Below are 25,664 nucleotides of genomic sequence, written 5' to 3'. Positions count from 1 at the left end.
GGTGGAGCTAACTTTTTTTTCCGGAAAAATTATTTGGCTCCGGGGGAGGCTCGGGGGGAAGGTCCACCCGGCAAGCGGGAAGGAGTTCGGTTTTTCCGCCCTGACGGCAGGAATAGAAGAACGAAAGGAGAAGAAGTATAAGCATAAATTCAATTGATACCCATTGGAGGAGGTGAAGCAGGTGAAACCGGTACCCCCGCCCTTTGTCCAGCAGATTGAAAAGCGCGACCCGGAACTGTACGAGGCGGTTGTCAAAATCATCGAGCTGGCCATGACCCCTGGGGCCCTGGATGCAAAGACAAAAACCTTTATCGCCCTGGCCCTGGATGCCTATATCGGCTCCGAGCGCGGTGTAATGGCGCTTGCAAACCGCGCCCGCGAGCTGGGAGCAACAGATCAGGAAATCAACGAGGTCCTGCGCATCGCCTACTACGTCTCAGGAATGAAGACCCTCGCCACCAGCAACAACGCCTTTCCCCAGCAGAGCTGACGGAAATTCCGAGCCCGGGTTCCCAACAACCCGGGCTTTTGTCGGTGAAGAGGGAATGAAAGTGCCACTTGAAAAAATACGCCTGTCCAGGCATCAAAAAATAATCCTTCCCTAATACTCAATGTCCTACGCGATGAAGCAACTCTATCTAACTCCAATGTACTTTATCTGTTTTGACTATGTCCACCTTCAGGTTTTGTGCGGGTTTGAGCAAGGTCATCTGATAAACTCAGGTGTTGACGCCTCCGGGGAAGCAGCGCTGGCCACCTCCCGCGGGGCCACTTCCACCTCCTCCAGATCCTCCAGCTCCCGCCGCGCCGGTGCAGCACCCAGTTCTTTGAGGCGGCGCGCTCCAGGAACCAGGCGGCTCTGCCAGGAGCCAACAGCTTCGTTGTAGGAGTTTACCGCCCCCAGGAGCCCCTTGCGGACCCCTGCCAGGTGCTCGGCAAAGACGCAGATCCGCTCGAAAAGCTGCCTGCCCGCCTCGATAACCCTTTCCGCGTTTTCCGCCGCCTGGCGCTGCTGCCAGCCGTACGCCACCGCCTTGAGGAGGGCCACCAGGGTGATGGGTGTGGCCAGCAGGACGTGCCTGTTGAGCGCGTCTTCAATGAGGGCCGGATCCTGCTCGACTGCTGCGCCGAAGAAAGGCTCGCCCGGCAGGAAGAGCACCACAAAATCGATGCTGAATTTGAACTGGCTCTGGTACTCCTTCGCGCCCAGGCTGACCATGTGGCTCCGGACTGCCTGGGCATGGCGCAACAAGGCAGTCTTGCGCGCTTCCTCATTTTCTGCCTCCACGGCGTCCAGGTAGGCATCGAGGGGCGTTTTGGCATCCACAACAATGGCGCGCCCGTTGGGGAGGTTCACGATCAGGTCGGGGCGCCGCCGGCCCTCACCGGAATCAACCGTCGGCTGGCTGATGAAATCGCAAAAAGGTGACATCCCCGCCATCTCAACGACCCGCTGCAGGGTGATCTCCCCCCAGCGGCCCCTGACCCGGGGGGCCCTCAGCGCCGCGACAAGCTTCCTGGTTTCGCCCTGCAGCTGCTGCTGGACCTGGCTCAGCTCCTGGAGGTGCCTGCTGAGGCTCCCATATGCCTCCCGCCGCGCCCTTTCGATTTCCTGGATTTCTCTGTCGTACCGGGCCAGCGCCTCTTTTAAAGGCGCAACGATGCCCTCAATGGCCTGCTGCCGCTTCCCCAGGTCCCCTCTGGCCTCTGCAAGAAAGGCCTCCAGGGTCTGCCGGGCCAGATCGAGAAACGCCTGGTTGTTGCTCCTGAGGGCCTCGCCCGCCAGGCTCTGGAAGGTGTCGCTCAGCTTCCGGGTCGCTTCGTCAAGCATTTTTCTCTGCTCGGCTGCATTCTTCTCCGCCTCTGCCAGCAGGGTTTCCGCCCTTACCCGGGCGGCTCTTTCGGTGTCGAGCTCAGCCCGGCTCTGGCGCAGCTCCTCCTCCCGCTGCACCAGCTGCTGCTTTATTTCAGCCACAACACCCTCGAGGGCCCGGGCGCGGGAAGCAGCCGCCGCCCAGGCAACCAGGCAACCTGCAGCAAAGGCGAACAGGGCAATGAGGACTTCCATGGGGCATTTCCCCCTTCTCCAAAAATTTCAAGGCACCTTGTTCCGGCATGCCTCCCTGCAGCCGTTTGGGGAGGCCGACAGGAACCCCGCCCTCGCCGCTGCAGCAGTCAAGGCGAAAATTTTAAAAGGGGAGGGCGCGCATCTCCTCCAGCCACTGCGTGAGTTCTGCCAGGGCGCGGGCAACGGCGGCAGGCGCGGGGCCCCCGGGCAGAGCGCGCCTTGCCACACAGGCCCGGATCTCCAGAAATTCGTAGAGATCAGAATCGAAGGCCGGGGAAAAGGCGCGGTACTCCTCGAGGGAAAGATCCTCCAGCCGCTTTCCTGCCGCAAGGCAGTGCAGCACCACCTTCCCCACAACGGTATGGGCCTCCCGGAAAGGCACCCCCCGGCGCACCAGGTAATCGGCCAGATCGGTGGCGTTCGTAAAGCCCTCCCCGGCGGCAGAGAGCATCCGCGCCTCGTTTAAACTCAGGGTCTCAACCAGGAGGATGAAGATGCCCACACAGCTTTTGACGGTGTCAACGGTGTCGAAAAGGGCCTCCTTGTCTTCCTGGAGGTCCTTGTTGTAGGCGAGGGGGAGCCCCTTGAGGACGGTGAGAAGCGCCACGAGGTGCCCGTAGACCCGACCCGTCTTCCCCCGCACCAGCTCCGCCACATCGGGGTTCTTCTTCTGGGGCATGATGCTGCTCCCCGTTGTGCAGGCATCATCCAGCTCGATGAAGCCGAACTCGCTGCTCGACCAGAGGACCAGCTCTTCGGAGAACCGGCTCAGGTGCATCATCAGGAGGGAGCAAACGAAGATGAACTCCGCCACAAAGTCCCGGTCCGCCACGGCGTCCAGGCTGTTGGCGGCAATCTTTTTGAACCCCAGCTCCCGCGCTACGAATTCCCGGTCCACCGGAAAGGTCGTCCCGGCGAGGGCGCCTGCCCCAAGGGGGCAGACATCCACCCTCCTGAAGCAGTCCCGCAGGCGGTCGTAGTCCCTCCGCAGCATTTCGCAGTAGGCCAGGAGGTGGTGGGCGAAGGTGACCGGCTGGGCGCGCTGGAGGTGCGTGTAGCCGGGCATGATCACCTCTCCGGTCTCCCGGGCGCGCCTTGCCAGGGCTCCGATCAGGTCCAGCACCAGCCCCCCCAGCGCCCGGATCTCTTCCTTCAGGTAAAGGCGCAGGTCGGCTGCCACCTGGTCGTTCCTGCTGCGGGCGGTGTGCAGCTTCTTCCCAACCTCCCCCACCTTCTCCACAAGGCGCGCCTCGATGAAGGAGTGGACATCCTCTGCCTCCGGGTCGCAGGCCAGCCTTCCCTCCTCCAGCTCCTCCCGGATCTCCTCCAGGCCCCTGACCAGCAGCTCCGCCTCCTCCGGGCCGATGATCCCCTGGCGCCCCAGCATCCGGGCGTGGGCAATGGACCCCTCGATGTCCTGCCTGAAGAGGCGGAAATCAAAGGAAAGGGAATTAAGAAAGCCTGCCGCCTCCGGCGCCGGATCCTTCCGGAAACGGCCTCCCCAGAGCTTCAAGTTGCTCCCTCCTCTTTTATTGTATTGAGCGAGTTTTGCAGCTGCCGGGGCCGGGCGCGCTCAAGCACCCGGCGCCCCTCTCATAAAGGCGAGCCAGCCCTTTGGCGCATCAGGGCGCGGACCTTCAGGGGGAGGCCGAACAAATTGATGAACCCCTGGGCGTCCTTGTGGTCGTAAAGCTCAAAGTGGCCGAAGGTGGCGAACCCCTCGTGGTAGAGGGAATAGGGAGAACGCGCTCCCGCAGGGGTGCAGTTTCCCTTGTAAAGCTTCATCCGCACCGTCCCGGTGACGGTTTTCTGGGTTTCGTCAACAAAGGCGCTCAAAGCCTCCCGCAGGGGGGAATACCAGAGCCCATCGTAGACCAGCTCTGCGTAGCGCAGGGCAACAAGTTCCTTAAAATGCATGGTGTTCCGGTCGAGGGTGAGGTGCTCCAGCTCCCGGTGGGCGAGGAACAAAACCGTCCCCCCGGGGCACTCGTAGACGCCCCGGGACTTCATCCCCACCAGGCGGTTTTCCACAAGGTCGATGATGCCCACCCCGTTCTCTCCCGCGATCTTGTTCAGGGTCTGGACAAGGGATACCGGGTCGTACTCTTTTCCGTTGAGGGTGCGGGGCACCCCCTGGACAAACCCGATCTCCACATAGGTGGGCCGGTCGGGGGCCTGCTCCGGAGGTGTGATCAGTAAATAGAGATCACCGGGGGGCTCCTGGGCGGGATCCTCCAGGTCTGCCCCTTCGTGGCTCAGGTGCCAGATGTTCCGGTCCATGCTGTAGGGCCGCTCCCTGGCTACAGGCACCTCGATCCCCCGCGCTGCGGCATAGGCGATGGCATCCTCCCGGGACTTAATCTCCCAGAGGCGCCAGGGGGCGATCACCTTGAGATCCGGGTTCAGGGCCTGGACCGCGACCTCGAAGCGCACCTGGTCGTTTCCCTTTCCCGTCGCCCCGTGGGCAACAGCGTCGGCTCCCTCCTCCCCGGCGATCTCCACCAGGTGCCTGGCGATCAGAGGGCGGGCAAAGGAGGTCCCCAGCAGATACTTCCCTTCGTAAAGGGCGCCCGCCTTCAAAGTGGGGAAGATGAAGTCCTCCACAAACTCCCGCTTTAAATCTTTGATGTAAACCTTGCTGGCTCCGGCCCGGAGCGCCCGCTCCTCAAGGCCTTCAAGCTCCTCCTCCTGCCCCAGGTCGGCCGCAAAGCAGATGACCTCGCACCCGAAGTTTTCCTTGAGCCAGGGGATCGCCACCGATGTATCAAGACCGCCGGAATAGGCCAGCACAACTTTTTTTACTTCCACCGCTCTTCCTCCTTTTTTACATCAGCAGGGCCATGATCGCCTTGTGCATGTGGAGGCGGTTCTCCGCCTCATCAAAGACCACAGAATGGGGGCCGTCCATCACCTCATCGGTAATCTCCTCACCCCGGTGGGCAGGGAGGCAGTGGAGCACGATCACATCCGGGGCGGCGTGCCGGAGCAGTTCGCTGTTCACCTGATAGCGGGCAAAAACCTTTTTGCGCTCCTCCTGCTCCGCCTCCTGCCCCATGCTCGCCCAGATGTCGGTGTAAACCACATCTGCCCCCCGGACGGCAGCAACGGGGTCCTCCATGATTTCGAGGGCGGCCCCGGTCTCTGCGGCATCTGCAAGAGCCCCTGCCACGATCTCGGGGTTTGGTTCGTACCCGGGCGGGCAGGCAACCACCATGTTGATTCCAACCTTCGCGCAGATCTGGAGCAGGGAGTGGGCCACGTTGTTCCCGTCCCCGATGAAGGCAAGCTTCAGCCCCTGCAGCCTCCCTTTGTGCTCCTCGACGGTCATGATGTCTGCCAGGGCCTGGGTGGGGTGCACCAGGTCGGTCAGGCCGTTGATCACCGGGATGGAAGCATAGCGGGCCAGCTCCTCAACATCCGCCTGGGCAAAGGTGCGGATCATGATCCCGTCCAGGTAGCGGGAAAGGGTGCGGGCGGTGTCCCCGATGGACTCCCCCCGGCGGAGCTGAAGCTCCTGGGCGCTCAAAAACAGAGGGTAGCCCCCCAGCTGGTACATCCCCACCTCGAAGGAGACACGCGTCCGGGTGGAGGGCTTGTGGAAGATCATCCCCAGCGCCTTTCCCTTCAGAACGGGATGGGGAATCCCTCCCTTCAGCTCCTTTTTCAGTTCATGGGCGGCGTCGAGAAAGAGCCTGATCTCCTCGCTGCTGAAATCAGTGATGGTCAAAAAGTCCCGCCCTTTCAACCTTGTGTCCAGGTAAGCGGCAGCCATTTTTCCTCTCCCCTTCTCACTTTGATTTTTTAAAAAGGCAAGAGCGCTCCCGGTTGCAGGCGCTCACAACCTGTGACATTCTCCTTCCTCTCCCGTCAACTTTTCCCCGCCAAATTCCGCGAGGGCCTCCTCCAGGACAGCCACCGCTTCGTCAACCTCTTCCTTCCCGATGGAAAGCGGGGGCAAGAAGCGGATGACACGCTCCGCCGTACAGTTGACCAGGAGGCCCCGCTCCTGGCAGCGGGCCACCAGCCCCTGCCCCGGCCGGTCCAGCTCCATCCCCAGCATCAGACCGAGCCCGCGCACCTCCCGGATCAAGGAAAAACGCCGGGCAAGTTCTTCAAGCCGGGCCTTGAAGTAGCTCCCCACCCGCTCTGCATTGGCAACCAGACCCTCCTCCCTCAGGACGCTCAAAACGGCCCGCGCCGCGGCGCAGGCGACGGGGTTTCCCCCAAAGGTGGAGCCGTGGCTCCCCGGCCGGAAGGCGGCCGCCACCTCCTCCCGCGCCAGGACGGCCCCGATGGGCAAACCGCCCCCCAGCGCCTTGGCGAGCACCAGGACGTCCGGCCGGACCCCGTAGTGCTCGAAGGCAAACATCTTTCCCGTCCGGCCCAGGCCGCACTGGACCTCGTCGAAAACCAGGAGCACCCCGCGGCGCCCCCGGGCCTCCGCCAGGCTCTCCATAAACTCCGGACTGGCAACGTGAACCCCTCCCTCCCCCTGGACCGGCTCCACAAAGACCGCAACGGTCTGGGAATTCACGGCATTCTGGAGCGCCCGCGGGTCGTTGAAGGGAAGGTGGCGGAAGCCCGGCGGGAGGGGAGCAAAACCCTCCCAGAACTTTTCCTGGCCCGTAGCCGCCAAAGCCCCCAGCGTCCTCCCGTGAAAGGATCCGGTAAAGGAGATGATTTCGGGGCGCTCCTTTCCCTGCAGGTGACCGAACTTTCGCACGAGCTTGATCGCCGCCTCGTTCGCCTCGGCTCCGCTGTTGCAGAAAAAGACCCGGTCCAGGCCGCTCAAATCCGCAAGCTCCCGGGCAAGATCCACAGTGGGGCGAAACCAGTACAAATTGGAGCAGTGAAGCAGCCGCCCCGCCTGCTCCTTTATCGCCGCAACAACCTGCGGGTGGCAGTGGCCGACAGAATTAACCGCCAGCCCGCCCACAAAATCGAGATAACATTTCCCTTCCGCGTCCCAGACCCGCGCCCCTTCACCCTTCACAAGGACGAGGGGGAGCCGGGCATATGTTTCCATGAGATACCGCCGGCCAAGCTCCACCACTTCCTGCGCCATTTTCCTCCTTCCCCCCTCGATGCTTTCACCGCTATTCCCTCACCACCATCGTCCCCACTCCTTCGTCGGTAAAAACCTCCAGCAGGATGGAGTGGAGAATCCGCCCGTCGATGATGTGGGTGCGGCCGACCCCTTTCTGGAGCGCCTGGACGCAGCACTCAACTTTAGGAATCATTCCTCCCGCAATTACACCCCGTTTGATCAGCTCCGGAACCTCGCTCACCCTGACGACGGAAAGGAGGCTTTTCGGGTCCGCCCGGTCGGCCAGAATCCCCTCTACATCGGTGAGGAGCACCAGTTTGTTCGCGCCCAGGGCCGCCGCCAGTTCTCCAGCAACGTAGTCGGCATTGATGTTGTAACTCTCCCCGTTTTCTCCTACCCCAATGGGGGCCACCACCGGGATATACCCCTCGCTCTTCACAGTTTCGATGATCTCGGGATTCACCCGGGTGATTTCCCCCACATATCCCAAATCAACGGGCTCCTCCCCCGGCGCCCCGGCCAGAACCTTCTTCCGGGCCTCCAGAAGATTCCCGTCTTTTCCGGAGAGCCCGATCCCTTTTCCGCCCAGCTTGTTGATGAGGGCCACAATCTCCTTGTTCACCTTCCCGACCAGTACCATTTCGACGATTTCCATTGTTTCCTCATCGGTCACCCGCTGGCCCCGCACGAAGTTCCACTCCTTGCCCAGGCGCCGGAGCATGGCGTCAATGGCCGAGCCTCCCCCGTGCACCAGGACCGGGTGAATTCCGACCAGCTTCAGCAATATGCAGTCGGTAATCACCCCCTGCTTCAGCACCTCGCTCAGCATCACCCTTCCGCCGTACTTGATGACAACGGTCTGGCCGGCAAACTTCCTGATGTACGGCAGCGCCTCCACAAGGATCGAGGCCTTTTCCTGCGGAGTCAAAATCAACGCGTTCTCCTCCCCCTTGAGGTCCTGTTTGTTGAAATCCAGACTAGGTCCGGTAATGGGCATTAATCCGGACGTAGTCGTAAGAGAGATCGCAGCCCCAGGCCACGCCCTGCGCCGTTCCCTGGTTCAGGTCGAGAGTGATGACAACCTCCCGCGCCTCCAGAATGGCGCGCGCCTCATCCTCATCGAATTCCAGGCCCGCTCCCTTTTCCGCCACCTGGAGGTCCCCCAGGTAAATATCCACCTGTTCCGGATCAAAAGGAACCCCCGCATTTCCGGCTGCGGTGATGATCCGGCCCCAGTTGGCATCCTCCCCGAAGATGGCCGCCTTCACCAGATTTGACCCGGCCACGGCCCGGGCAATCAGCCGGGCCTCCTCTTCCTTCTCTGCCCCTCTCACCCGGATCTCGAGAAACTTGGTTGCCCCTTCCCCGTCGCGCGCGATCATCTTCGCCAGCTCCCTGCAGACCGCAAGCAGCGCCTCCCGGAAGAGGAAATAATCGGCTTCTCCACCGGTCAGGAGATCGTTTCCGGCCAGGCCGTTGGCCAGCAGAACAACCATGTCATTGGTGCTCGTATCTCCGTCTACGGTGACGGCGTTGAAGGATCGCGCCCCGGCCCAGCGCAGAGCAGCGGCCAGCGCCTCCGGTGCAACAGCCGCATCTGTTGTTAAAAAGGAAAGCATTGTAGCGAGATTCGGGTGGATCATGCCGGAGCCCTTCGCAATCCCCCCGAGCACGACCTCCCTCCCCCCAAGGCAGAACTTCACAGCATACTCCTTGGGGCAGGTATCTGTGGTCATGATCGCCTCGGCGGCGGCGCTCCCCCCGGCGCGGGAAAGGTTCAAAGCCGCCTCCCGGATCCCCCTCTCGATCTTCTCCATCGGGAGAGGGACTCCGATCACTCCGGTGGAGGCCACTACAACAAGCTCCGGGGAAATACCCAGCACCTCCCCGGTCAAAGCGGCCATGCGCCGGGCATCGGCATACCCCCGGGGCCCCGTGCAGGCATTGGCGATCCCGCTGTTTACAACAATCGCCTGGGCAGCTCCCCCGGCCAGGTGCTCCCTGCTCACCAGAACCGGAGCTGCCTTCACCCGGTTCTGGGTGTAAAGGGCCGCCGCCGCAGCCGGCACCCGGGAATAGATCAAGGCCAGGTCGCGCCGCCCCTTCTTCCGGATCTGAGCCCCAACCCCGGCGGCCAGAAATCCTTGAGGGGCCGTCACGCCCCCGGGTAAAACCTCCCACCTCGTTGTCTCTCCAATCATTCCGGGCTAAACCTCCTCGCAATCAGGGATAGAGGCCGGGAACAGCCAGCCCCGCCGTTTCCGGGAAACCAAACATCAGGTTCATGTTCTGCACTGCCTGCCCCGCGGCGCCTTTCACCAGGTTGTCGATCACCGAAACCACGATCACCCGCCTCCCTCCGTTTACGGTGAGGCCGAGGAAGCACCTGTTCGTCCCCTGCACCCACTTCGTCTGCGGCCACTCCCCCTCCCCGGTAATCTGGACAAAGGCCTCTCCGGCGTAAAACTCCCGGAAGATCTGGCACAGGGAGGAGGTGTCGAGGGGCCGCAGGAGGGTGGCGTAAACGGTGCTCAAAATCCCCCGCGTCATGGGGACCAAATGGGGGGTAAAGGTGACCTCCACCTTTCCTCCTGCCAGAATCGAAGCATAGCAAACGATCTCCGGGGTGTGCCGGTGGGTGGCAACCGCGTAGGCCCGGAGGTTTTCGTTGCACTCGGAAAAGTGGCTGCTCAAGGCAAGGGTCCGCCCGGCCCCCGAAACCCCCGATTTGGCATCGACAATAAGAGAGGTCTGATCTACCAGGCCGTGCTTCAGAAGGGGCGCGAGGGCAAGAAGGGCGCTGGTGGGGTAGCAGCCGGGATTGGCCACCAGGCGTGCTGCACAAACCGCCGAACGGAAAAGCTCGGGCAGGCCGTAAACGGCCTCCCGCAAAAGCTCCGGCGCTCCGTGGGGCATCTGATACCAGGCTTCGTAGAGGGAGGGATCGGGAAGCCGGAAGTCAGCCGCCAGATCGACAACCCGCTTTCCCCTGCCGAGGGCCTGCCGGACGATCGGCGCCGAAAGCCCATGCGGCAGGGCAATAAAGACGAGATCCGAAAAGTCTATGAGTGCTGGAATTTCTTCAAAATCCATAATTTCCAGGTCAACGTGGCCCCTCAAATGGGGAAAAACCCGATCAAGAGAAGAACCGGGGAAATCCCGGGAAACAGCAGCAATTCCCGTAACCTGAGGGTGCTGGCACAGGATCCGGATCAGCTCTTCCCCCACATATCCGGTCGCACCCACAATCCCAACCCTGAAATCCATCTTCCTCTCTCTCCTTAAAAGTTTTTTTGCGGCAGCAAGCCCGCGGCCTGCCTTAAGGTTGCCCTGGAACAGGATATGATCTGCACCTTATGATTATACACATCAACGCATAAAAATACAATAGAAAATTTCGTCTCAGCCTGGATGAACACAAAAAATAAAAGACATGCCACAAAAAATCAAAAAGAATAAGAATAAGACAACACGCCTGGCCTCTCTCCAGGCGGTACATGAATATATTTCCAACTCAGTTCACGATTTCAATCTCCCTCCCGCACTGTGTGCAGCGCCTCTCCCGCAGCCCTGTGACCGTGGTCCGGTACCCTGTCCGCTCGATCAGGAGGTTCCGGCAGTTCGGACAGAAGGTATCATCTTCCCCCAGCTCCGGGGCATTTCCGATGTAAACATACTTTAATTTTTTAAGGGCAATCTCCCGCGCCTTCTTGAGGGTTGCCAGAGGCGTTGGGGGAAGATTGAACCTGTACTGAGGGAAGTAGCGGGAAAAGTGGAGGGGAATCGCCGGGTCAAGGGAGGCGATCCAGTCAACCAGGGCTGCAATCTCCCCTTCCGCGTCGTTCTTCGTGGGAACGATCAGGTTCGTGATCTCCACATGGCACCGGCTGTAGGCAATCTCCACGGTGCGCAGCACCGGGCCGAGCTTGCCGCGGCAGATTTCCCGGTAGAAGTCCTCGGTAAAGGCCTTCACATCGATGTTCATGGCATCAACGTAGGGAAGAAGCTCCCGCAGCGGCTCCTCCTCCACCGAACCGTTGGTCACCAGAACGTTTTTGAGGCCCTTTTCCCGCGCCAGCTTTGCGGCATCGCAGACGTATTCGTACCAGATCATCGGTTCCGAATAAGTATAGGCGATCCCGATGGAGCCGGATCGCTCCTCTGCCCTGCATGCAATTTCCACCAGTTCTGCGGGGGAACATGTCTGGGTGAGCGGTTCGCCGTGGGCAATCTGCCAGTTCTGGCAGAAGCCGCAGTGAAAGTTGCAGCCGAAGGTCCCCACCGAAAAGATCTGGGTGCCCGGATAAAAATGATAGAGGGGCTTCTTCTCAATGGGGTCAATCCCCCAGGCGGAAATCCGCCCGTAGTTCAGGGTGCAAAGAACTCCTCCCTCGTTTTTCCTTGCCCGGCAAAATCCCACGTGGCCCGGGCTGATGCGGCAGCTCTGGGGGCAGAGGTGGCACCAGACCCGGCCACCTTCCAGTTTTTCGTAAAATCTGGCCTCCTGCATGCTGATTCCCTCACTCGTACCTGATTACTTCAAAGCGCGCCAGCTGCACAGGCTCTCCAGGGGGAATTCCGGCCTTCTGGCGGGCGATCCGGATCTGCTCTTCTACGGTGTCGATCCCTTCCAGATCGGGAAGGAGGAGTCCGGTGCGGCCGCGGCTTCTCACGATCACCCCGTACCGCCTGGGATCCAGATCCTTTTCCGAGGCGACAGGCTCCGGAGGGGTAAGGACATCAACAGAGATCTTGAGCTCCGGCAGCTCCTCCAGCGTCACGGGCCAGAAGCGCGGGTCCTGGACTCCGGCACTGACGGCGTTGTGGATGATCTCGGCCGCAATATTTTCCTGATAGGGTTCGATTGTCCCAATGCACCCCCGCAGCTGGCCGTGCTTTTTCAGAGAAACAAAGACCCCTGCCCGCCCCTCCATCCCCGGGGGAACGGGGTCCGGTACGGGGAGCATTTTCCCCGTACGGAGATAGTGTTCAAGACTGGCGCGGGCAAGCCGCACGTGGGGAGACTCCTGCGCCCCGGCCTGCGCCGCCTCTTTGATGGAAAAGCCGGCAACCAGGTAGCCCACACCAAAGGGCCCCTCGTAGGAGTAGATCTTGCTCTCCACCTCGTACTCCTGAAGGGCGCCGAGCAGCATAATGATCGGCCTGAGCCCGCACTCTCCCGCGCGCTCTACCAGTTCCTCAGGCAGGGTCAGGATGCGCTCCGTATCCATCCGCGCCAGGGCGTCCCGAACGGCTTCATCAAAAACCCTCCCCAGCGGGTCGTAGCCTGCAGGGGCACCACGCTTGAGGCGGTGGGAAAGGTCCCCGCTGGCAACCAGCCCGACCCTCCGGGGCGAGCGCCGCACCGCCCGATCCAGGGCGCGCCCGAACTGGAACAGCTTTTCAAAGGGCAAAAGGCTGATTCCGAAGGCCACCAGCGCAGCATCCACCCCCGCCTCCCGGAGGTAGTAGAGGGGAACCATGATCCCGTGGTCAAGACCCTCGCCCCGGTAAAGATCGAGTACCCCCTGCTCCAGCTCCACAACCTCAACCCCCACCCTTCCCGCCTCGGCCGCAATGGCGCGGCCGAGTTCGAGGTCGTTGGGGGCCCGGAAGCTTACCTCCGGCGCCCCAAAGGAGGCAAGGCTTCCTGCAAGATCTCTGCCTCCCAGATACCCCAGCGCGCTCCGCAGGAAGCTGCCGTGCGGGCTGATGAAAACAAGGGTCTCGGGCCGGGCCGCGGCTGCAGCGCGCGCCCACTCCCGCATGCCCCTCACAGTCTGCGCCGCCTTTTCCAACTCAGGCCCCCCCACCTCGGGGACGATAATCGGGGGGTGGGGAGCCAAACCAGCGAAAACAAGCATCTTGCTTCACCATCCTTATTTCTCACAAGTCGGCCAAAATGACCTGATCCTGAAGGGCTGTTCTGCTGCTTCCATTCTATCCCAAAAAGATCTTCAAATCAATTGCAGGCAAGACAAATCCGAGCTGGAGTACGCAGCGGAGCGAAAGCAGGGATGGAGGCCTCCGGACCTAATAGGGGGATTGCGGGGCAGGCTCGCCGGCAAAATAGCGGACAACACCTGCAAAAACGCACCAGGCAACCTTGCTCTGGTAAACGGGTTCGGTCATCAGGATCTCCTCCCGGGGGTGGGAAATGAAGCCCGCCTCCACCACCACTGCAGGCATTTTGACATTCCGCATCACATAAAAATCCTCGGGCTTCACCCACCTGTAGCTTTCCCCTAAAGTCTTGATCAGCTCCTGCTGGATCAGGCAGGCGAGGCGTTTGCTTTCTGGACTGCGGGGGGAATAGAAGACCTGGGCGCCCCACCACCGGGGGGAAGGGAAGCTGTTCACGTGAACGCTGATGTAGAGGTCTGCCCGGTACTTATTGGCAAGCTCCACCCGGGCTTCGAGATCGTCCTTCTTCCTTACAGAGAGGCTGAACTGGTGCTCTGGATCGCTCAGGTCGTAGTCCCCCTCCCGGGTCAAGACAACAGCAGCCCCCGCCTGAGTGAGGAGTACGGCAAGGCGCTTTGCGATTGCCAGGTTGATATCCTTTTCCAAAACCCCGGTCCGCCCGACGGCCCCGGGATCCACCCCCCCGTGTCCGGGGTCGACAACAATCACCCTGTTGGCGACAGACCATGATAAAGCCTGGACGGCCCTGCGCTCTCTAAACCTCACGTAATAAGGGTGAAGGGAACCCCCGAGCAAGACCAGAAGTAAAAAAGCAAAAACGATACGGTGATCCAGCTTTATTGTCTTAAAAAAAATAAAGCCCCGCAAGAAAGCAGCTCCCCCTTTTTTGAGATCCTCTCCAAAATGTTATGCGCGGGCCAATCCGATTATCCGTATCAAAGACATGCGGAGAGGGAAAGTTGGGCTGCCGGCTGCGGGGCTGGCGGAAGTTCTAGCGCTTGGAGTATTGAGGAGCCTTCCGGGCCTTCTTCAGCCCGTACTTGCGCCGCTCCTTCATCCTGGGATCCCTGGTCAGGAAACCGGCCTTTTTCAAATAGGGACGGAGGCTGGGGTCTGCTTTTAAAAGGGCGCGGGCCAGGCCCAGCCTGATCGCCCCTGCCTGCCCGGTTACCCCGCCGCCCTTCACCGAAGCAATGACATTAAACCGCCCGGCGGTTTTGGTCAGTTCGAGGGGCTGGCTGATTATCGTCAGGATAGAAGTGCGCTTTGGAAAATAATCTTCTGCAGGGCGCCCGTTTACAATAACCTGCCCTTCCCCGGGAACGATCCGCACCCGCGCGACTGCTGTTTTGCGCCTTCCGGTGCCTTGGTACTGTACCTGCTCCAAAAAATTCACCCCCTCCGTCAGCGAATTTCCCAAACTTCAGGCTTCTGTGCCCCGTGGGGATGATCCGGCCCGCGGTAGACCCGGAGCTTCCGGAAAATCTTCCTTCCCAAACGATTGTGCGGAATCATCCCCCAAATGGCTCTTTCCACAGCCCTTTCTGGCCTGGTGCGCAGAAGCTTCTCGTAATTCATCACTTTCAGGCCACCGGGGTAACGGGTGTGGTAAATGTAAAGCTTTTTCTCCAGCTTCTTTCCTGTAAGCCTGACTTTTTCCGCATTGATAATCACGACATGGTCCCCCACATCAATATGGGGCGTAAAAATTGGTTTGTGTTTTCCCCGCAAAATCCGCGCTGCTTCACTTGCCAGCCTTCCCAGGGTCTTCCCGGTAGCGTCGATCACGTACCACTTCCGCTCCACTTCCCTGGGCTTGGCCATATATGTACGCATCATTAAACCCTCCTATCATCCCTCTGCCGGAATCAAGCTTCCTCCGTCAAACCCGACCGGGGGTTTGCTCCCCCGGCACCCTTCTCCTGAGCCGGGGCAACAGATTGCTGCAAGCAGCCTGTTCCCTTTTCAGGAAAGGTCGTCAAGCAGAGGAAGCTCTGCTTCAAGATCCTCTTCCCGGAAATTCAAATCATCGCCGGGATAAAAAACGCGCACTAAATAAAGTCCCTGGGGAGGCAAAGCAGGACCCCCCTCCCCCCGCACGCCTGAGGCCAAAATTTCCTGCACCCTCCGGGGAGGCAATTTTCCCTGCCCCACTTCCAGGAGCGTCCCCCCCATCAAACGCATCATCTTGTAAAGAAACCCGTCTGCCGTTGCTGCCAGGCAAACCCAATCTCCGCGCCGGATTACCCGGAAAGAAAAAAGGTGTCTCCTCGTGCTTTTCGCGTTGCTGCCTGAGGCGGAGAAAGCCCGAAAATCGTGGAAGCCTTCCAGGTAACGCGCCCCCTCCTGCATTAAATCCGCATCCAGGGGGTACGGAAAACGGTAGCAGCGGCTGCGCCAGACGGGAGAGGGGTGCTTCCTGTTCAAAATCAGGTAGCAATACTTTTTGGCAAGGGCAGAATACCTTGCATGGAAAGCAGAATCAACCTCTTCCCCCTTTTTTACAGCCAAATCGGGGGGGAGGATGCTGTTTAAAGCAGGCGGAAAGCGCTCCACAGGGATCTTCGCCTGCGTCGCAAAGTGCACAACCTGCCCCAGGGCGTGAACCCCGGCATCGGTCCGCCCTGCTCCAAAGGTGCGGACCGCCTCCCCGGTCAGCTTTTCAAGCGCAGCCTCCAGAACCCCCTGGACGGTCCGGAGCCCGGTCCCCGTCTGCTTTTGGAAACCGCAGAATCCGGTGCCGTCATACTCCAGCGTCAGCTTCAGGTAGCGCATCCTTTCAGACAAGTTCCACCAGGACCATCGGGGCGCCGTCGCCGCGCCGGTTCCCCAGCCTCAGGATGCGGGTGTACCCCCCGGAGCGCTCCGTATATTTGGGAGCGATTTCCTCAAAAAGCTTTTTGACCACACTTTCATCAAGCAGAAAGGCAAGGGCCTGCCGCCTGGCGTGAAGGTCTCCCCGTTTTCCCAGGCTGATCATCTTTTCTGCCAGGCGCCTCAACTCCTTGGCCCGCTGCTCCGTTGTTTCAATGCGCTCTTCCCGAAGCAAAGATGTCACGATGTTCCGAAGCATCATCTTGCGGTGGTCGCTTCGAAAACCCAGTTTCCGGTACACAAAAATCACCTCTTTTCAGTCCTCTGCCTTCCGCAGCGAAAGCCCCAATTCCGCAAGCTTCTGGTCGACTTCCTCGAGAGATTTCTTCCCCAGGTTCCGGACCTTGATCATATCTTCTTCGGTGCGCTGGATCAAATCCTCCACGGTATTGATGCCCGCCCTTTTCAGGCAGTTGTAAGAGCGCACCGAAAGCTCCAGATCCTCAATCGGCATCTCCAGGATCTTTCTTTTTTCATCAACCGGTTCTTCCGGAGGCGCCTCCCCTTCCTCACCCTTTTCTGTCAGGCCGACAAATAACTTCAGGTAGTCAATGAGAATTTTCGCGGCAATGCTGATCGCCTCGTCCGGCTTCACCGTCCCGTTGGTCCAGACCTCCAGGACAAGTCTGTCGTAGTCGGTAACCTGACCGACCCGGGTGTTCTCAACGGTGTAATTGACCTTGTGAACCGGGGAAAAAAGGGAATCGACGGGAATAATTCCGATCACCTGGTCCCCCTTTTTGTTTTTCTCCGCAGGGACGTAACCCCGCCCTTTCTCCACGTTCATCTCCATAAAGAGGCGGCCGTCCGCTTCCAGGGTGGCGATGTAGTGATCGGAATTGATGATTTCAATCTCGGCACCGGCAATGATGTCGGAGGCCCTTACCACCCTTTCCCCCTGGGCCTCGATCCTGACAACCTGGGGTTCATCGGTGTACATCTTAATGGCAAGACCCTTTAAATTCAAAATAATGTCTGTCGTATCCTCGCGCACCCCGGGAATTGTGCTGAACTCGTGGAGCACCCCCTCGATTTTCACCGAGGTGACAGCCGCTCCAGGCAGGGAAGAGAGGAGAACCCGGCGCAGGCTGTTCCCCAGGGTGGTCCCGTAACCGCGCTCAAGCGGTTCGATCACAAATTTGCCATAGGTTCCGGCATCGTTTTTCTCAAGGCATTCGATGCGAGGTTTTTCGATCTCCAACACCACCATAAACCTCCTTCCCCAACACCTTTTCACGCAGATGCTTTAACGTGAGTAAAGCTCCACAATCAGGTGTTCTTTGATGGGGATATCTATATCCTCGCGGGCCGGGAAGCCTAACACCCGCCCCTGCATTCTTTCGACATCCACTTCCAGCCAGGGAGGAGGAGTCTTATGGGCTGCGGCCTCGGCAAGTTCCGCAAAACGGGTCAGTTCCCTGCTTCTCTCGGCAACGGCGACCACATCTCCGATCTTCACCAGGTAAGAAGGAATATCCACCCGCCTCCCGTTTACGGTGAAATGCCCGTGCCGGACCAGCTGGCGCGCCTCAGCCCGCGAGGCGGCAAACCCGAGCCGGTAAACCACGTTGTCCAGGCGGCGTTCCAGCAGGCGCAGAAGGTTTTCACCGGTAATGCCCTTTTGGCGTTCTGCAATTTCAAAGTACCGTCTGAACTGCCGCTCGAGAACCCCGTAAATCCGCCGCGCCCTCTGCTTTTCCCGGAGCTGCAACCCGTACTCCGTCATCTTTCGCCGTGCCTGGGCCTTTTCGCCCGGGGGATAGTTCCTCCGGTCAAGCGCGCACTTATCCGAGTAGCATCGGTCTCCCTTTAAGTAAAGCTTGATTCCCTCGCGGCGACAGAGACGGCATACCGGACCTGTATATCTTGCCATGATCTGATCCTCCTTTTGGAATTTTATCAAACGCGCCGGCGTTTCGGCGGACGACAGCCGTTGTGAGGAATTGGAGTCACATCTTTAATCATGTTCACTTCCAGACCCGCCGCCTGGAGGGACCTGATCGCCGCCTCCCTTCCTCCGCCGGGCCCTTTGACGTAGCACTCGACCTGCTTCATTCCGTGCTCCATCGCCGCTTTTGCTGCAGCCTCGGCGGCCATCTGGGCTGCAAAGGGAGTGCCTTTCCGGGTGCCTTTAAATCCCATCGTTCCGGCGCTCGCCCAGGCAATCGCGTTGCCTGCCATGTCCGTAATCGTAATGATCGTGTTGTTAAAAGTGGATTTGATGTGAGCAATGCCGTGCTCAACGTTCTTCCTTTCCCTGCGTTTTGGTCTCCCCGCTCTCCTTGCCACCTTCTTCCTCCTTTCCTGCTACTTCTTGCGGCGAACTCCGACTGTTTTCCGGGGCCCTTTCCGTGTCCGGGCGTTGGTGCGCGTCCGCTGGCCGCGCACCGGCAGCCCCCGGCGGTGGCGCAAGCCCCGGTAGCAGCCGATTTCGATCAAGCGTTTAATATTCATGGAAACCTCGCGCCGGAGGTCCCCTTCCACCTTGTACTCCTTATCGATGATTTCCTGCAGCTTACCTACTTCCTCTTCGGTAAGATCTTTAACCCTGGTGGAGGGATCGATTCCCGTTTTCTGGAGTATCTGCTTGGCAGTTGACCGGCCGATGCCGTAAATGTAGGTCAGGGCTATTTCCACCCGCTTGTCGCGCGGCAGGTCTACCCCTGCAATTCTCGCCATCCTCAATCCTCCTAAATCTCAGATTCTACCCCTGTTTTTGCTTGTGTTTCGGGTTTTCACACAGGATCATAATCTTTCCTTTGCGCCTGATCACTTTGCACTTTTCGCAGATCGGCTTGACAGAAGCGCGAACCTTCAACAGAGCCCCCTCCTTCCGCGGCAAATCATTGCCTGGACTATTTAAAGCGGTAAACGATTCTTCCCCGGGTCAAGTCATAAGGTGAAAGTTCCACGGTAACGCGATCGCCAGGCAGAATTCGGATAAAATTCATCCGGATCTTTCCGGAAACATGTGCCAGCACCTTATATCCGTTCGCCAATTCTACCCGGAACATGGCGTTAGGGAGGGCCTCGACCACGGTACCTTCAACTTCGATGACATTCGGCTTCGACCTGGGCATATCATTTATCTACCCCCTCGTTTTCAGACTCCTTGTTGATGTGAGCCTGCCGTAAAGCGGCGATGATCCTGCGAACCTCGTGATTCCCAACCTGCTGGCCACTTTTCCACAGCGCTGCCAGGTTTTCGGCAACGACGGGAAACGGTTCGAGGTGCTTAATATTCTTCCGCTTGGGGTTTTCCAGCCTGCGTTTCTCTCCATCAACCAGGTAAACAAAAGAGTCGTCGATTACTTCAGCCACGAGGAAAAACTTTCCCCGATCGCGGCCGCGTTTGGAACAAACTAACTGGCCCACTTCTAAACTTCCCTTCACTCTTCCGCTCCTGCCCCCTTCAGAGCCGGGTGAGGATTTCCGGCTCTCCTTCCGTAACCAGAACCGTATGCTCAAAATGCGCGGAAAGACTCCCATCTCTGGTAACAACGGTCCAGCGATCCGGCAGCACAAAAACCTCGGAGGTTCCCGCATTGACCATCGGCTCAATTGCCAGCACAAGACCCGGCTGCAGCCGCGGCCCCAGACCTGGCTTGCCGAAATTGGGCACCTGGGGCTCCTCGTGCATGCTGCGCCCGATCCCATGCCCCACAAAGTCCCTCACAACATGGAATCCGCTGCTTTCCACGTAGTTCTGAATGGCGGCAGAAATGTCGCCAACCCGGTTCCCCGGCACCGCCTGGGCGATCCCCAAAAAAAGCGCCTTTTGGGTAACTTCCAGCAGCCGGCGCGCCTCGGGAGAGATCTCCCCCACCGGAAAAGTTGCGGCAGCATCTCCGTAGTAATCGCGGTAAACAGTCCCGATGTCAATACTAATAATATCTCCGTTTTCCAGTTTTCTTAAACCGGGGATCCCGTGCACCACTTCGTTGTTGACCGAGGTGCAGATGCTGGCCGGAAAGCCATGATAGCCAAGAAAGGCAGGGGAGGCCCCGGCACGGCGCAAAAATTCCTCCGTGAACTGGTTAAGCTCCCATGTTGTGACCCCGGGCTTCACCCTTTTCCCCAACTCCTGGAGAGCCAGAGCAGCAATCCGTCCTGCCTCGCGCAGGTACGCGATCTCCCGTGATGACTTCAAGACAATCATTCAGCAAAGACCCCTCAGACAGTTCTGAATTCCGGCCCAGACCGCCTCAATTTCCTGCTCCCCGTCGATCTCCTTGAGCAGGCCGCGTTCCCTGTAGTATTCCAGCAGGGGAGCAGTCTGACTCATGTAAACTTCCAGGCGGTCCCGCACCGTCTCGGCGGTGTCGTCGCTCCGCTGGTAAAGCTCCCCGCCGCAGCGGTCGCAGACGCCGGGAAGGCGCGGGGGCTGAAAAAGCACGTGGTAAGTGGCGCCGCAGTTCCGGCAAACCCTGCGGCCTGTAAGGCGCTCCACCAGCACCTCCGGACTCACCCTGATATATAAAACCACATCCAGGTGCGTCCCCAGATCCGCCAGGAGCCGGTCCAGCGCCTCCGCCTGGGGCAGGGTCCGGGGAAAACCGTCCAGCAGAAAGCCCCTGCTGCAGTCCGGCTGCTTCAGGCGTTCCCGGATGATTTCAATCGTGATCTCATCGGGAACCAGCCGTCCGGCATCCAGGTACTCCCTGGCTTTCCGGCCGAGCTCCGTTCCTGCCTGAACTGCAGCCCTGAAAATATCGCCTGTAGAAATATGCGGAACTTCGCAGAAGCCCGCGATCCTGGCCGCCTGCGTCCCTTTGCCCGCGCCGGGAGGTCCGATTAACAGAATTCTCATTTCCCGTCTCCACCCCGTTACCTATTTCATAAAGCCCTGGTAGTGGCGCATCAGCAGATGTGCTTCAAACTGCTTCATCGTTTCCAGGGCAACCCCAACCACGATCAAAAGCGCCGTTCCGCCGAAATAAAGGGAAGGAATCTTGGTAACGGCAATCATGAAGTTGGGGAGAATTGCGATGAAAGCAAGGAAAATCGCACCGGCCAGGGTGATTCGCGTCAAAACGCGGTTGATGTACTCCCCGGTCGGCCGGCCCGGCCGCAGCCCCGGGATAAACCCTCCGTACTTTTTCAGGTTGTCCGCCACATCCATCGGATTGAAAATGATCGCCGTGTAAAAGTAAGTGAAGAAAATGATCAGCAGAGCGTAGAGAACGGTGTTCAAGGGCGTCCCGAACTGGAGGTGGCTTGCTACTCCCTGCGCCCAGGGATGGTTGATCCAATGGGCTATCTGGACCGGGAACATCAGAATAGACATGGCAAAGATGACCGGAATCACCCCTGCCTGGTTCACCCGGAGGGGGATATGGGTGCTCTGCCCTCCGTAGACCTTCCGGCCCATGACCCGTTTCGCATACTGCACCGGGATCCGGCGCTGCCCCTCCTGAACCGCCACAACTGCTGCAATGACAAGGAGCCCCAGCACGATCAGAATAACCACGCTCGCAATGCTTATCGTTCCTGCCTGAAGCTGGCGGAAAATGTTCACCGCCCCTGCCGGGAGGCGGGAAACGATCCCCGCAAAAATAAGGAGAGAAATGCCGTTCCCGATCCCCTTTTCCGTGATCATTTCCCCCAGCCACATGAGAAAGGCAGTTCCTGCAGTCAGGGTCAGGGCAATCAGCAGGTACGACCCGATGCCTGCGTGCTGGATGGCGCCCTGCCGGCCCAGCGCAACCGCCATGCCGATAGCCTGGATAAACCCAAGGACAACCGTTCCGTACCTGGTATACTGCACGATGATCTTTCTTCCGGCTTCCCCTTCTTTCGCAAGCTGCTCCAGGCGGGGAATGACGACGGTCAACAACTGCATGATAATCGAGGCGTTAATGTACGGGGTGATGCTCATCGCAAAAACCGACAAACGGCGGAAGGCCCCACCGGAGATGACGTCAAAGAAGCCGAAAAGCTGTCCTCCCAGCAGTTTCTCCAGCACCTGGTGATTGATTCCGGGAACCGGGATGTGAGCGCCCACCCGGAAAATCAACAGCATGACCAGGGTGAAGAGGAGCTTGCTCCGGAGATCCCCCAGCTTCCAGGCGCTTTTAAGAGATTCCAGCATCATATCACCTCAACCCTGCCGCCTGCCGCAGCAACCTTCTCGGCAGCACCCTTGCTGACCTGGTGAACCTTTACCGTCAGGGGGCGGTCCAGCTCCCCTTTACCCAGCAGTTTAATGACGGCGTCCGTTTTCTTAACCAGCCCTTCCGCCCTGAGAAGCGTCGGTGTCACAACAGCTCCTGCAGGAAATCTGGCGAGATCCCGAACGTTGACAACGGCAACCTCTTTCCGAAAGATATTCCTGAACCCGCGCTTGGGAATCCGGCGGTACAGGGGCATCTGCCCTCCCTCAAAACCGCGCCGCACTCCCCCTCCGGACCGCGCCTTTTGACCTTTCTGCCCGCGGCCCGCAGTTTTGCCCAGGCCAGACCCGATGCCGCGGCCCTTCCGGGTCCGGACAGAACGCGCCCCGCGCGCAGGCTGCAGTTCATGGAGCTTCAAGTCAAACCCTCCCTTCCTTCTCGCCCACCGGTTCAACCTTTACTAAATGAGAAACGCTTCTGATCATCCCCTGAATTTCCGGAACATCGGCCTTCACCACAGTGCTGTTGAGCTTCCTCAAACCAAGGGCACGCAGAACCCGCCGCTGTTTTTCAGGATAACCGATCGGGCTTTTCACCAGGGTAACCCGTAAAAAGGACTCCACGCTCTACTCCCCCTAACCTGTCAATTCCTCTACCGTTTTTCCCCGAAGCCGGGCAACATCTTCCGCCCGCTTCAAGCTTTTCAGGCCCTCGATCGTGGCGTGAACCATATTGTGGGCATTCGAAGAGCCTAAAGATTTCGTCAAAATATCCTTGATTCCCGCGGCCTCCAGAACGGCCCGCACAGGCCCCCCCGCAATCACCCCCGTCCCGGGGGAGGCCGGCTTCAAAAGCACCTTGCCTGCCCCGAATTCCCCAATGACAGGGTGGGGGATTGTCGTCCCCTTCATGGGAACCACAATTATATTCTTTTTCGCATCTTCAATTCCCTTCCGGATTGCCTCGGGCACTTCCCCTGCTTTCCCCAGGCCTGCCCCAACGTGGCCCTGACCATCTCCCACGACGACGAGGGCGCTGAAACTGAACCGTCTCCCGCCCTTCACAACCTTGGCAACCCGGTTGATGCTTACGACGGTTTCTGTAAGCTCTAAAGTATTGGGATCAATTCGCAAAACGATTACTCCCTCCCTGTTCTCTAAAAATCCAGGCCGTGCTCCCGGGCTGCCTCGGCCAGGGCAGCAATCCGGCCATGATAGGGGTAGCCACCCCGGTCGAAAACAACTCTGGTAATCCCCCGGGCGCGGGCCTTTTCGGCGATCAACCTGCCCACGACCCGCGCCGCTGCGAGGTTTTTCCGGTTACCGACCTCTCCTCGAATTTCGGGTGACAAAGTAGAGGCGGCTGCCAGGGTTGTTCCCCGCGTATCGTCAATAATCTGGGCGTAGATATGGTTAAGGCTGCGGTAAACACTGAGCCGCGGCCTTTCAGGTGTCCCAAAAACCTTTTTTCTGACCCGGGCATGCTTCCGCCGCCGCAGTTCTCGGCGCGTCTCCTTCTTCAGCAACTTCCCTCACGCTCCTTACTTCTTGCCCTTAACCCCTGCTTTACCAACCTTGCGCTTGATTACCTCGTCCTCGTATTTAATCCCTTTTCCTTTATAAGGCTCAGGCTCGCGGACACTGCGGATGCGGGCGGCAAGGGCGCCCACCTTTTCCTTATCGATTCCCCGGACAACAATCTTGTTGGGGGCAGGAACTTCGATTTCCAGGCCCTCCTCCGGCTCGATTTCCACGGGGTGGGAATAGCCCACGGTAAGGACCAGCTTCTTTCCCTGCTTCGCCGCCCTGTAACCCACTCCCACCAGTTCCAGGCTCCGGGAAAAGCCCCGCGTCACCCCTTCTACCATATTCTGCAGGAGAGCCCTTGTCAGGCCGTGGAGCGCCCGGTGCTCTTTTTCATCCGAGGGCCTCGCTACCACGAGCTGGCCGCCTTCAAGAGAAACCCTGATCTCGGGATGGAACTTTTTGTAAAGCCTCCCTTTCGGGCCCTTGACCTCAACGCCGTTGTCGTGGATCTTTACCTCTACTCCTGCCGGTATCGCCACCGGAAGGCGTCCAACTCTGGACATGGTATCACCTCTCTTACCAAACGTAGCAAATAACCTCACCACCCAGGCCCTCCTGCCGGGCCTGCTTGTCGGTCATCAGCCCTTTCGGGGTGGAAATAACCGCCACACCCAAACCACCCAGGACCCTGGGAATTTCGTCCTTCTTGACATAAACCCGAAGGCCCGGCTTGCTGATGCGCTTGAGTCCGGTAATAACCCTTTCGCGGTTTGGCCCGTATTTCAGATACAACCGCAGGATCCCCTGCTTCCCGTCGTCAATGTATTCGTAATTCCGGATGAACCCCTCGTTTTTGAGAATTTCTGCCAGAGCCTTTTTCATTTTGGAGGCAGGCACTTCCACGCGATCCCGGTGAACCTGATTGGCATTCCGAATCCGCGTCAGGAAATCTGCGATCGGGTCCGTCATCATCCCTCTTTAACCTCCTTTACGCCTTTACCAGCTGGCTTTCACAACACCGGGAATATATCCTTTGTAGGCCAGCTCCCGGAAACAGATCCGGCACATTCCGAATTTCCGCAGGTAGGCGCGCGGCCTGCCGCACAGCCGGCACCGGTTGTAGGCCCGGACCCTGAATTTCGGCTTTCTTTGCTGCTTCGCAATAAGTGATTTCTTGGCCACCCACTTCCCTCCTTTAACTCCGTCTTTTATTCCCGGAAAGGCATTCCCATCAAGCGGAGGAGTTCCCGCGCCTCTTCGTCGGTTTTCGCCGTTGTGACAATGGTGATATCCATTCCCCGGATCTTATCTATCTGATCGTAGCTGATTTCCGGAAAAATCACCTGCTCCCTCAGGCCCAGCGTATAGTTCCCCCGTCCGTCAAAGGACCTGGGCGAAACCCCCCGGAAGTCCCTCACCCTGGGAAGAACAACATTCACCAGCTTCTCTAAAAAATCGTACATACGGTTCCCGCGTAAAGTGACCTTGCAGCCGATTTTCATTCCCGTCCGCAGCTTGAAAGCCGCAATCGACTTCCGCGCCCTCGTAATCACCGGGCGCTGCCCCGAAATTTGCGTCAGGTCGTTAACTGCAGCTTCAAGGGCCTTGGGGTTTTGAATGGCCTCACCCAGTCCCATATTGACGACGATCTTCTCCAGCCTGGGCACTTCCATGACATTTTTATAACTGAATCTCTTCATCATCTGGGGAACAATTTCGCTGCGATAGCGTTCTTTCAGACCCATCCCTGCTCCTCCTTCACCGGAGCCCCTACCTGTCAATGATTTCTCCGCACTTCTTGCAGGCCCGGTAATATTTTTGATCAACAAGCTTCTTTGCAATTCGGGTCGGCCGGTTGCATTTCGTACAGATCAGCATCACATTAGAGCTGGCAATCGGGGCCTCCTTCTCGATAATTCCTCCCTGGGGAAGAGTCCGGGTGGGCCGGCTGTGCCGCTTGACAATATTCACACCTTCAACAACCACCCTCTGGAGGGCCGGAAAAACCTGGAGCACTTTTCCCCGCTTGCCCGCGTTCTTACCCGTGATTACCAGCACCTGATCCCCTTTGCGCACGTGAACCTTTTTTCGCGCCATAGACACACCTCCAA

36 protein-coding genes are annotated in these 25,664 nt (G+C 59.1%); 2 read left to right on the top strand and 34 right to left on the bottom strand.

Features of this window, described 5'->3' with window-relative positions; translation table 11 throughout:
• The first annotated feature begins 1 nt into the window (after position 1).
• Positions 2 to 157, top strand: a complete 156-nt coding sequence (locus tag HPY58_11065; protein ID NPV30166.1) for a hypothetical protein — start codon at positions 2 to 4, stop codon at positions 155 to 157.
• 24 nt (positions 158 to 181) lie between these two features.
• Positions 182 to 490 (top strand): carboxymuconolactone decarboxylase family protein, encoded by a 309-nt coding sequence (locus HPY58_11060; protein NPV30165.1) that lies wholly within the window; start codon positions 182 to 184, stop codon positions 488 to 490.
• Positions 491 to 706: 216 nt separating this feature from the next.
• Here HPY58_11060 and rmuC read toward each other — a convergent pair whose 3' ends face one another.
• From rmuC to HPY58_10890, 34 genes are all read right to left on the bottom strand, one after another.
• Positions 707 to 2,068 carry a DNA recombination protein RmuC gene (gene rmuC / locus HPY58_11055; protein ID NPV30164.1) on the bottom strand — a complete coding sequence of 454 codons (1,362 nt, stop codon included), beginning with the start codon at positions 2,066 to 2,068 and terminating at the stop codon, positions 707 to 709.
• A 121-nt stretch (positions 2,069 to 2,189) separates the two neighbouring features.
• Positions 2,190 to 3,581, bottom strand: coding sequence for an argininosuccinate lyase (gene argH, locus HPY58_11050; GenBank protein ID NPV30163.1), 1,392 nt, complete (start codon positions 3,579 to 3,581; stop codon positions 2,190 to 2,192).
• Between the two features lie 80 nt (positions 3,582 to 3,661).
• On the bottom strand, positions 3,662 to 4,876 hold the full coding sequence (locus HPY58_11045) for an argininosuccinate synthase (GenBank protein ID NPV30162.1): 1,215 nt from the start codon (positions 4,874 to 4,876) through the stop codon (positions 3,662 to 3,664).
• A gap of 16 nt (positions 4,877 to 4,892) precedes the next feature.
• Positions 4,893 to 5,840, bottom strand: coding sequence for an ornithine carbamoyltransferase (argF, locus tag HPY58_11040; protein NPV30161.1), 948 nt, complete (start codon positions 5,838 to 5,840; stop codon positions 4,893 to 4,895).
• Between the two features lie 63 nt (positions 5,841 to 5,903).
• Complete coding sequence (locus tag HPY58_11035; GenBank protein ID NPV30160.1) at positions 5,904 to 7,133, bottom strand: acetylornithine transaminase; 1,230 nt, start codon at positions 7,131 to 7,133, stop codon at positions 5,904 to 5,906.
• Between the two features lie 31 nt (positions 7,134 to 7,164).
• Entirely contained in the window at positions 7,165 to 8,046 is an 882-nt protein-coding gene (gene argB / locus HPY58_11030) for an acetylglutamate kinase (GenBank protein NPV30159.1), read from the bottom strand.
• 46 nt (positions 8,047 to 8,092) lie between these two features.
• Positions 8,093 to 9,316: a bifunctional glutamate N-acetyltransferase/amino-acid acetyltransferase ArgJ gene (argJ, locus tag HPY58_11025; protein NPV30158.1), complete on the bottom strand. Its 1,224-nt coding sequence runs from the start codon at positions 9,314 to 9,316 to the stop codon at positions 8,093 to 8,095.
• Positions 9,317 to 9,338: 22 nt separating this feature from the next.
• Positions 9,339 to 10,382 carry an N-acetyl-gamma-glutamyl-phosphate reductase gene (locus HPY58_11020; protein ID NPV30157.1) on the bottom strand — a complete coding sequence of 348 codons (1,044 nt, stop codon included), beginning with the start codon at positions 10,380 to 10,382 and terminating at the stop codon, positions 9,339 to 9,341.
• 247 nt (positions 10,383 to 10,629) lie between these two features.
• The gene (amrS, locus tag HPY58_11015; protein NPV30156.1) at positions 10,630 to 11,625 is read right to left on the bottom strand and encodes an AmmeMemoRadiSam system radical SAM enzyme; all 996 of its coding nucleotides are present in this window, start codon (positions 11,623 to 11,625) and stop codon (positions 10,630 to 10,632) included.
• Between the two features lie 10 nt (positions 11,626 to 11,635).
• On the bottom strand, positions 11,636 to 12,979 hold the full coding sequence (amrA, locus tag HPY58_11010; GenBank protein ID NPV30155.1) for an AmmeMemoRadiSam system protein A: 1,344 nt from the start codon (positions 12,977 to 12,979) through the stop codon (positions 11,636 to 11,638).
• Positions 12,980 to 13,148: 169 nt separating this feature from the next.
• Complete coding sequence (cwlD, locus tag HPY58_11005; GenBank protein NPV30154.1) at positions 13,149 to 13,895, bottom strand: N-acetylmuramoyl-L-alanine amidase CwlD; 747 nt, start codon at positions 13,893 to 13,895, stop codon at positions 13,149 to 13,151.
• A 136-nt stretch (positions 13,896 to 14,031) separates the two neighbouring features.
• Positions 14,032 to 14,427, bottom strand: coding sequence for a 30S ribosomal protein S9 (gene rpsI, locus HPY58_11000; GenBank protein ID NPV30153.1), 396 nt, complete (start codon positions 14,425 to 14,427; stop codon positions 14,032 to 14,034).
• A gap of 17 nt (positions 14,428 to 14,444) precedes the next feature.
• A complete protein-coding gene (rplM, locus tag HPY58_10995; protein NPV30152.1) occupies positions 14,445 to 14,879 on the bottom strand; it encodes a 50S ribosomal protein L13 in 435 nt (144 codons plus the stop codon).
• A 126-nt stretch (positions 14,880 to 15,005) separates the two neighbouring features.
• The gene (truA, locus tag HPY58_10990; protein ID NPV30151.1) at positions 15,006 to 15,815 is read right to left on the bottom strand and encodes a tRNA pseudouridine(38-40) synthase TruA; all 810 of its coding nucleotides are present in this window, start codon (positions 15,813 to 15,815) and stop codon (positions 15,006 to 15,008) included.
• Between the two features lie 4 nt (positions 15,816 to 15,819).
• A complete protein-coding gene (gene rplQ / locus HPY58_10985; protein ID NPV30150.1) occupies positions 15,820 to 16,161 on the bottom strand; it encodes a 50S ribosomal protein L17 in 342 nt (113 codons plus the stop codon).
• Between the two features lie 9 nt (positions 16,162 to 16,170).
• Positions 16,171 to 17,118 carry a DNA-directed RNA polymerase subunit alpha gene (locus tag HPY58_10980; GenBank protein ID NPV30149.1) on the bottom strand — a complete coding sequence of 316 codons (948 nt, stop codon included), beginning with the start codon at positions 17,116 to 17,118 and terminating at the stop codon, positions 16,171 to 16,173.
• 42 nt (positions 17,119 to 17,160) lie between these two features.
• The gene (rpsD, locus tag HPY58_10975; GenBank protein ID NPV30148.1) at positions 17,161 to 17,787 is read right to left on the bottom strand and encodes a 30S ribosomal protein S4; all 627 of its coding nucleotides are present in this window, start codon (positions 17,785 to 17,787) and stop codon (positions 17,161 to 17,163) included.
• Positions 17,788 to 17,813: 26 nt separating this feature from the next.
• Positions 17,814 to 18,203: a 30S ribosomal protein S11 gene (gene rpsK / locus HPY58_10970; protein NPV30147.1), complete on the bottom strand. Its 390-nt coding sequence runs from the start codon at positions 18,201 to 18,203 to the stop codon at positions 17,814 to 17,816.
• 18 nt (positions 18,204 to 18,221) lie between these two features.
• Positions 18,222 to 18,593, bottom strand: a complete 372-nt coding sequence (rpsM, locus tag HPY58_10965) for a 30S ribosomal protein S13 (GenBank protein ID NPV30146.1) — start codon at positions 18,591 to 18,593, stop codon at positions 18,222 to 18,224.
• A gap of 25 nt (positions 18,594 to 18,618) precedes the next feature.
• Positions 18,619 to 18,732, bottom strand: a complete 114-nt coding sequence (gene rpmJ / locus HPY58_10960; protein NPV30145.1) for a 50S ribosomal protein L36 — start codon at positions 18,730 to 18,732, stop codon at positions 18,619 to 18,621.
• Positions 18,733 to 18,769: 37 nt separating this feature from the next.
• Complete coding sequence (infA, locus tag HPY58_10955; protein ID NPV30144.1) at positions 18,770 to 18,994, bottom strand: translation initiation factor IF-1; 225 nt, start codon at positions 18,992 to 18,994, stop codon at positions 18,770 to 18,772.
• Position 18,995: 1 nt separating this feature from the next.
• The gene (locus tag HPY58_10950; GenBank protein NPV30143.1) at positions 18,996 to 19,307 is read right to left on the bottom strand and encodes an RNA-binding protein; all 312 of its coding nucleotides are present in this window, start codon (positions 19,305 to 19,307) and stop codon (positions 18,996 to 18,998) included.
• 19 nt (positions 19,308 to 19,326) lie between these two features.
• A complete protein-coding gene (map, locus tag HPY58_10945; GenBank protein ID NPV30142.1) occupies positions 19,327 to 20,073 on the bottom strand; it encodes a type I methionyl aminopeptidase in 747 nt (248 codons plus the stop codon).
• Positions 20,074 to 20,724, bottom strand: coding sequence for an adenylate kinase (locus HPY58_10940; protein NPV30141.1), 651 nt, complete (start codon positions 20,722 to 20,724; stop codon positions 20,074 to 20,076).
• A gap of 21 nt (positions 20,725 to 20,745) precedes the next feature.
• Positions 20,746 to 22,005 carry a preprotein translocase subunit SecY gene (secY, locus tag HPY58_10935; GenBank protein ID NPV30140.1) on the bottom strand — a complete coding sequence of 420 codons (1,260 nt, stop codon included), beginning with the start codon at positions 22,003 to 22,005 and terminating at the stop codon, positions 20,746 to 20,748.
• Entirely contained in the window at positions 22,005 to 22,445 is a 441-nt protein-coding gene (rplO, locus tag HPY58_10930; GenBank protein NPV30139.1) for a 50S ribosomal protein L15, read from the bottom strand. Before rplO ends, secY begins: the two co-directional genes overlap by 1 nt.
• 1 nt (position 22,446) lies before the next feature.
• Entirely contained in the window at positions 22,447 to 22,650 is a 204-nt protein-coding gene (gene rpmD / locus HPY58_10925; GenBank protein ID NPV30138.1) for a 50S ribosomal protein L30, read from the bottom strand.
• A gap of 12 nt (positions 22,651 to 22,662) precedes the next feature.
• Positions 22,663 to 23,160 carry a 30S ribosomal protein S5 gene (rpsE, locus tag HPY58_10920; protein ID NPV30137.1) on the bottom strand — a complete coding sequence of 166 codons (498 nt, stop codon included), beginning with the start codon at positions 23,158 to 23,160 and terminating at the stop codon, positions 22,663 to 22,665.
• 23 nt (positions 23,161 to 23,183) lie between these two features.
• Positions 23,184 to 23,552, bottom strand: a complete 369-nt coding sequence (locus HPY58_10915; GenBank protein NPV30136.1) for a 50S ribosomal protein L18 — start codon at positions 23,550 to 23,552, stop codon at positions 23,184 to 23,186.
• Between the two features lie 15 nt (positions 23,553 to 23,567).
• Positions 23,568 to 24,116: a 50S ribosomal protein L6 gene (gene rplF / locus HPY58_10910; GenBank protein NPV30135.1), complete on the bottom strand. Its 549-nt coding sequence runs from the start codon at positions 24,114 to 24,116 to the stop codon at positions 23,568 to 23,570.
• Positions 24,117 to 24,129: 13 nt separating this feature from the next.
• On the bottom strand, positions 24,130 to 24,525 hold the full coding sequence (gene rpsH, locus HPY58_10905) for a 30S ribosomal protein S8 (protein ID NPV30134.1): 396 nt from the start codon (positions 24,523 to 24,525) through the stop codon (positions 24,130 to 24,132).
• Between the two features lie 24 nt (positions 24,526 to 24,549).
• Positions 24,550 to 24,735 (bottom strand): type Z 30S ribosomal protein S14, encoded by a 186-nt coding sequence (locus tag HPY58_10900; protein NPV30133.1) that lies wholly within the window; start codon positions 24,733 to 24,735, stop codon positions 24,550 to 24,552.
• 26 nt (positions 24,736 to 24,761) lie between these two features.
• Entirely contained in the window at positions 24,762 to 25,298 is a 537-nt protein-coding gene (gene rplE / locus HPY58_10895) for a 50S ribosomal protein L5 (GenBank protein NPV30132.1), read from the bottom strand.
• Positions 25,299 to 25,323: 25 nt separating this feature from the next.
• Entirely contained in the window at positions 25,324 to 25,650 is a 327-nt protein-coding gene (locus HPY58_10890) for a 50S ribosomal protein L24 (protein ID NPV30131.1), read from the bottom strand.
• Positions 25,651 to 25,664 lie beyond the last annotated feature (14 nt).

Source organism: Bacillota bacterium, assembly GCA_013177945.1.
Lineage (GTDB): Bacteria > Bacillota > DSM-12270 > Thermacetogeniales > Thermacetogeniaceae > Ch130.
This window is presented reverse-complemented; position numbering and strand designations above follow the sequence as displayed.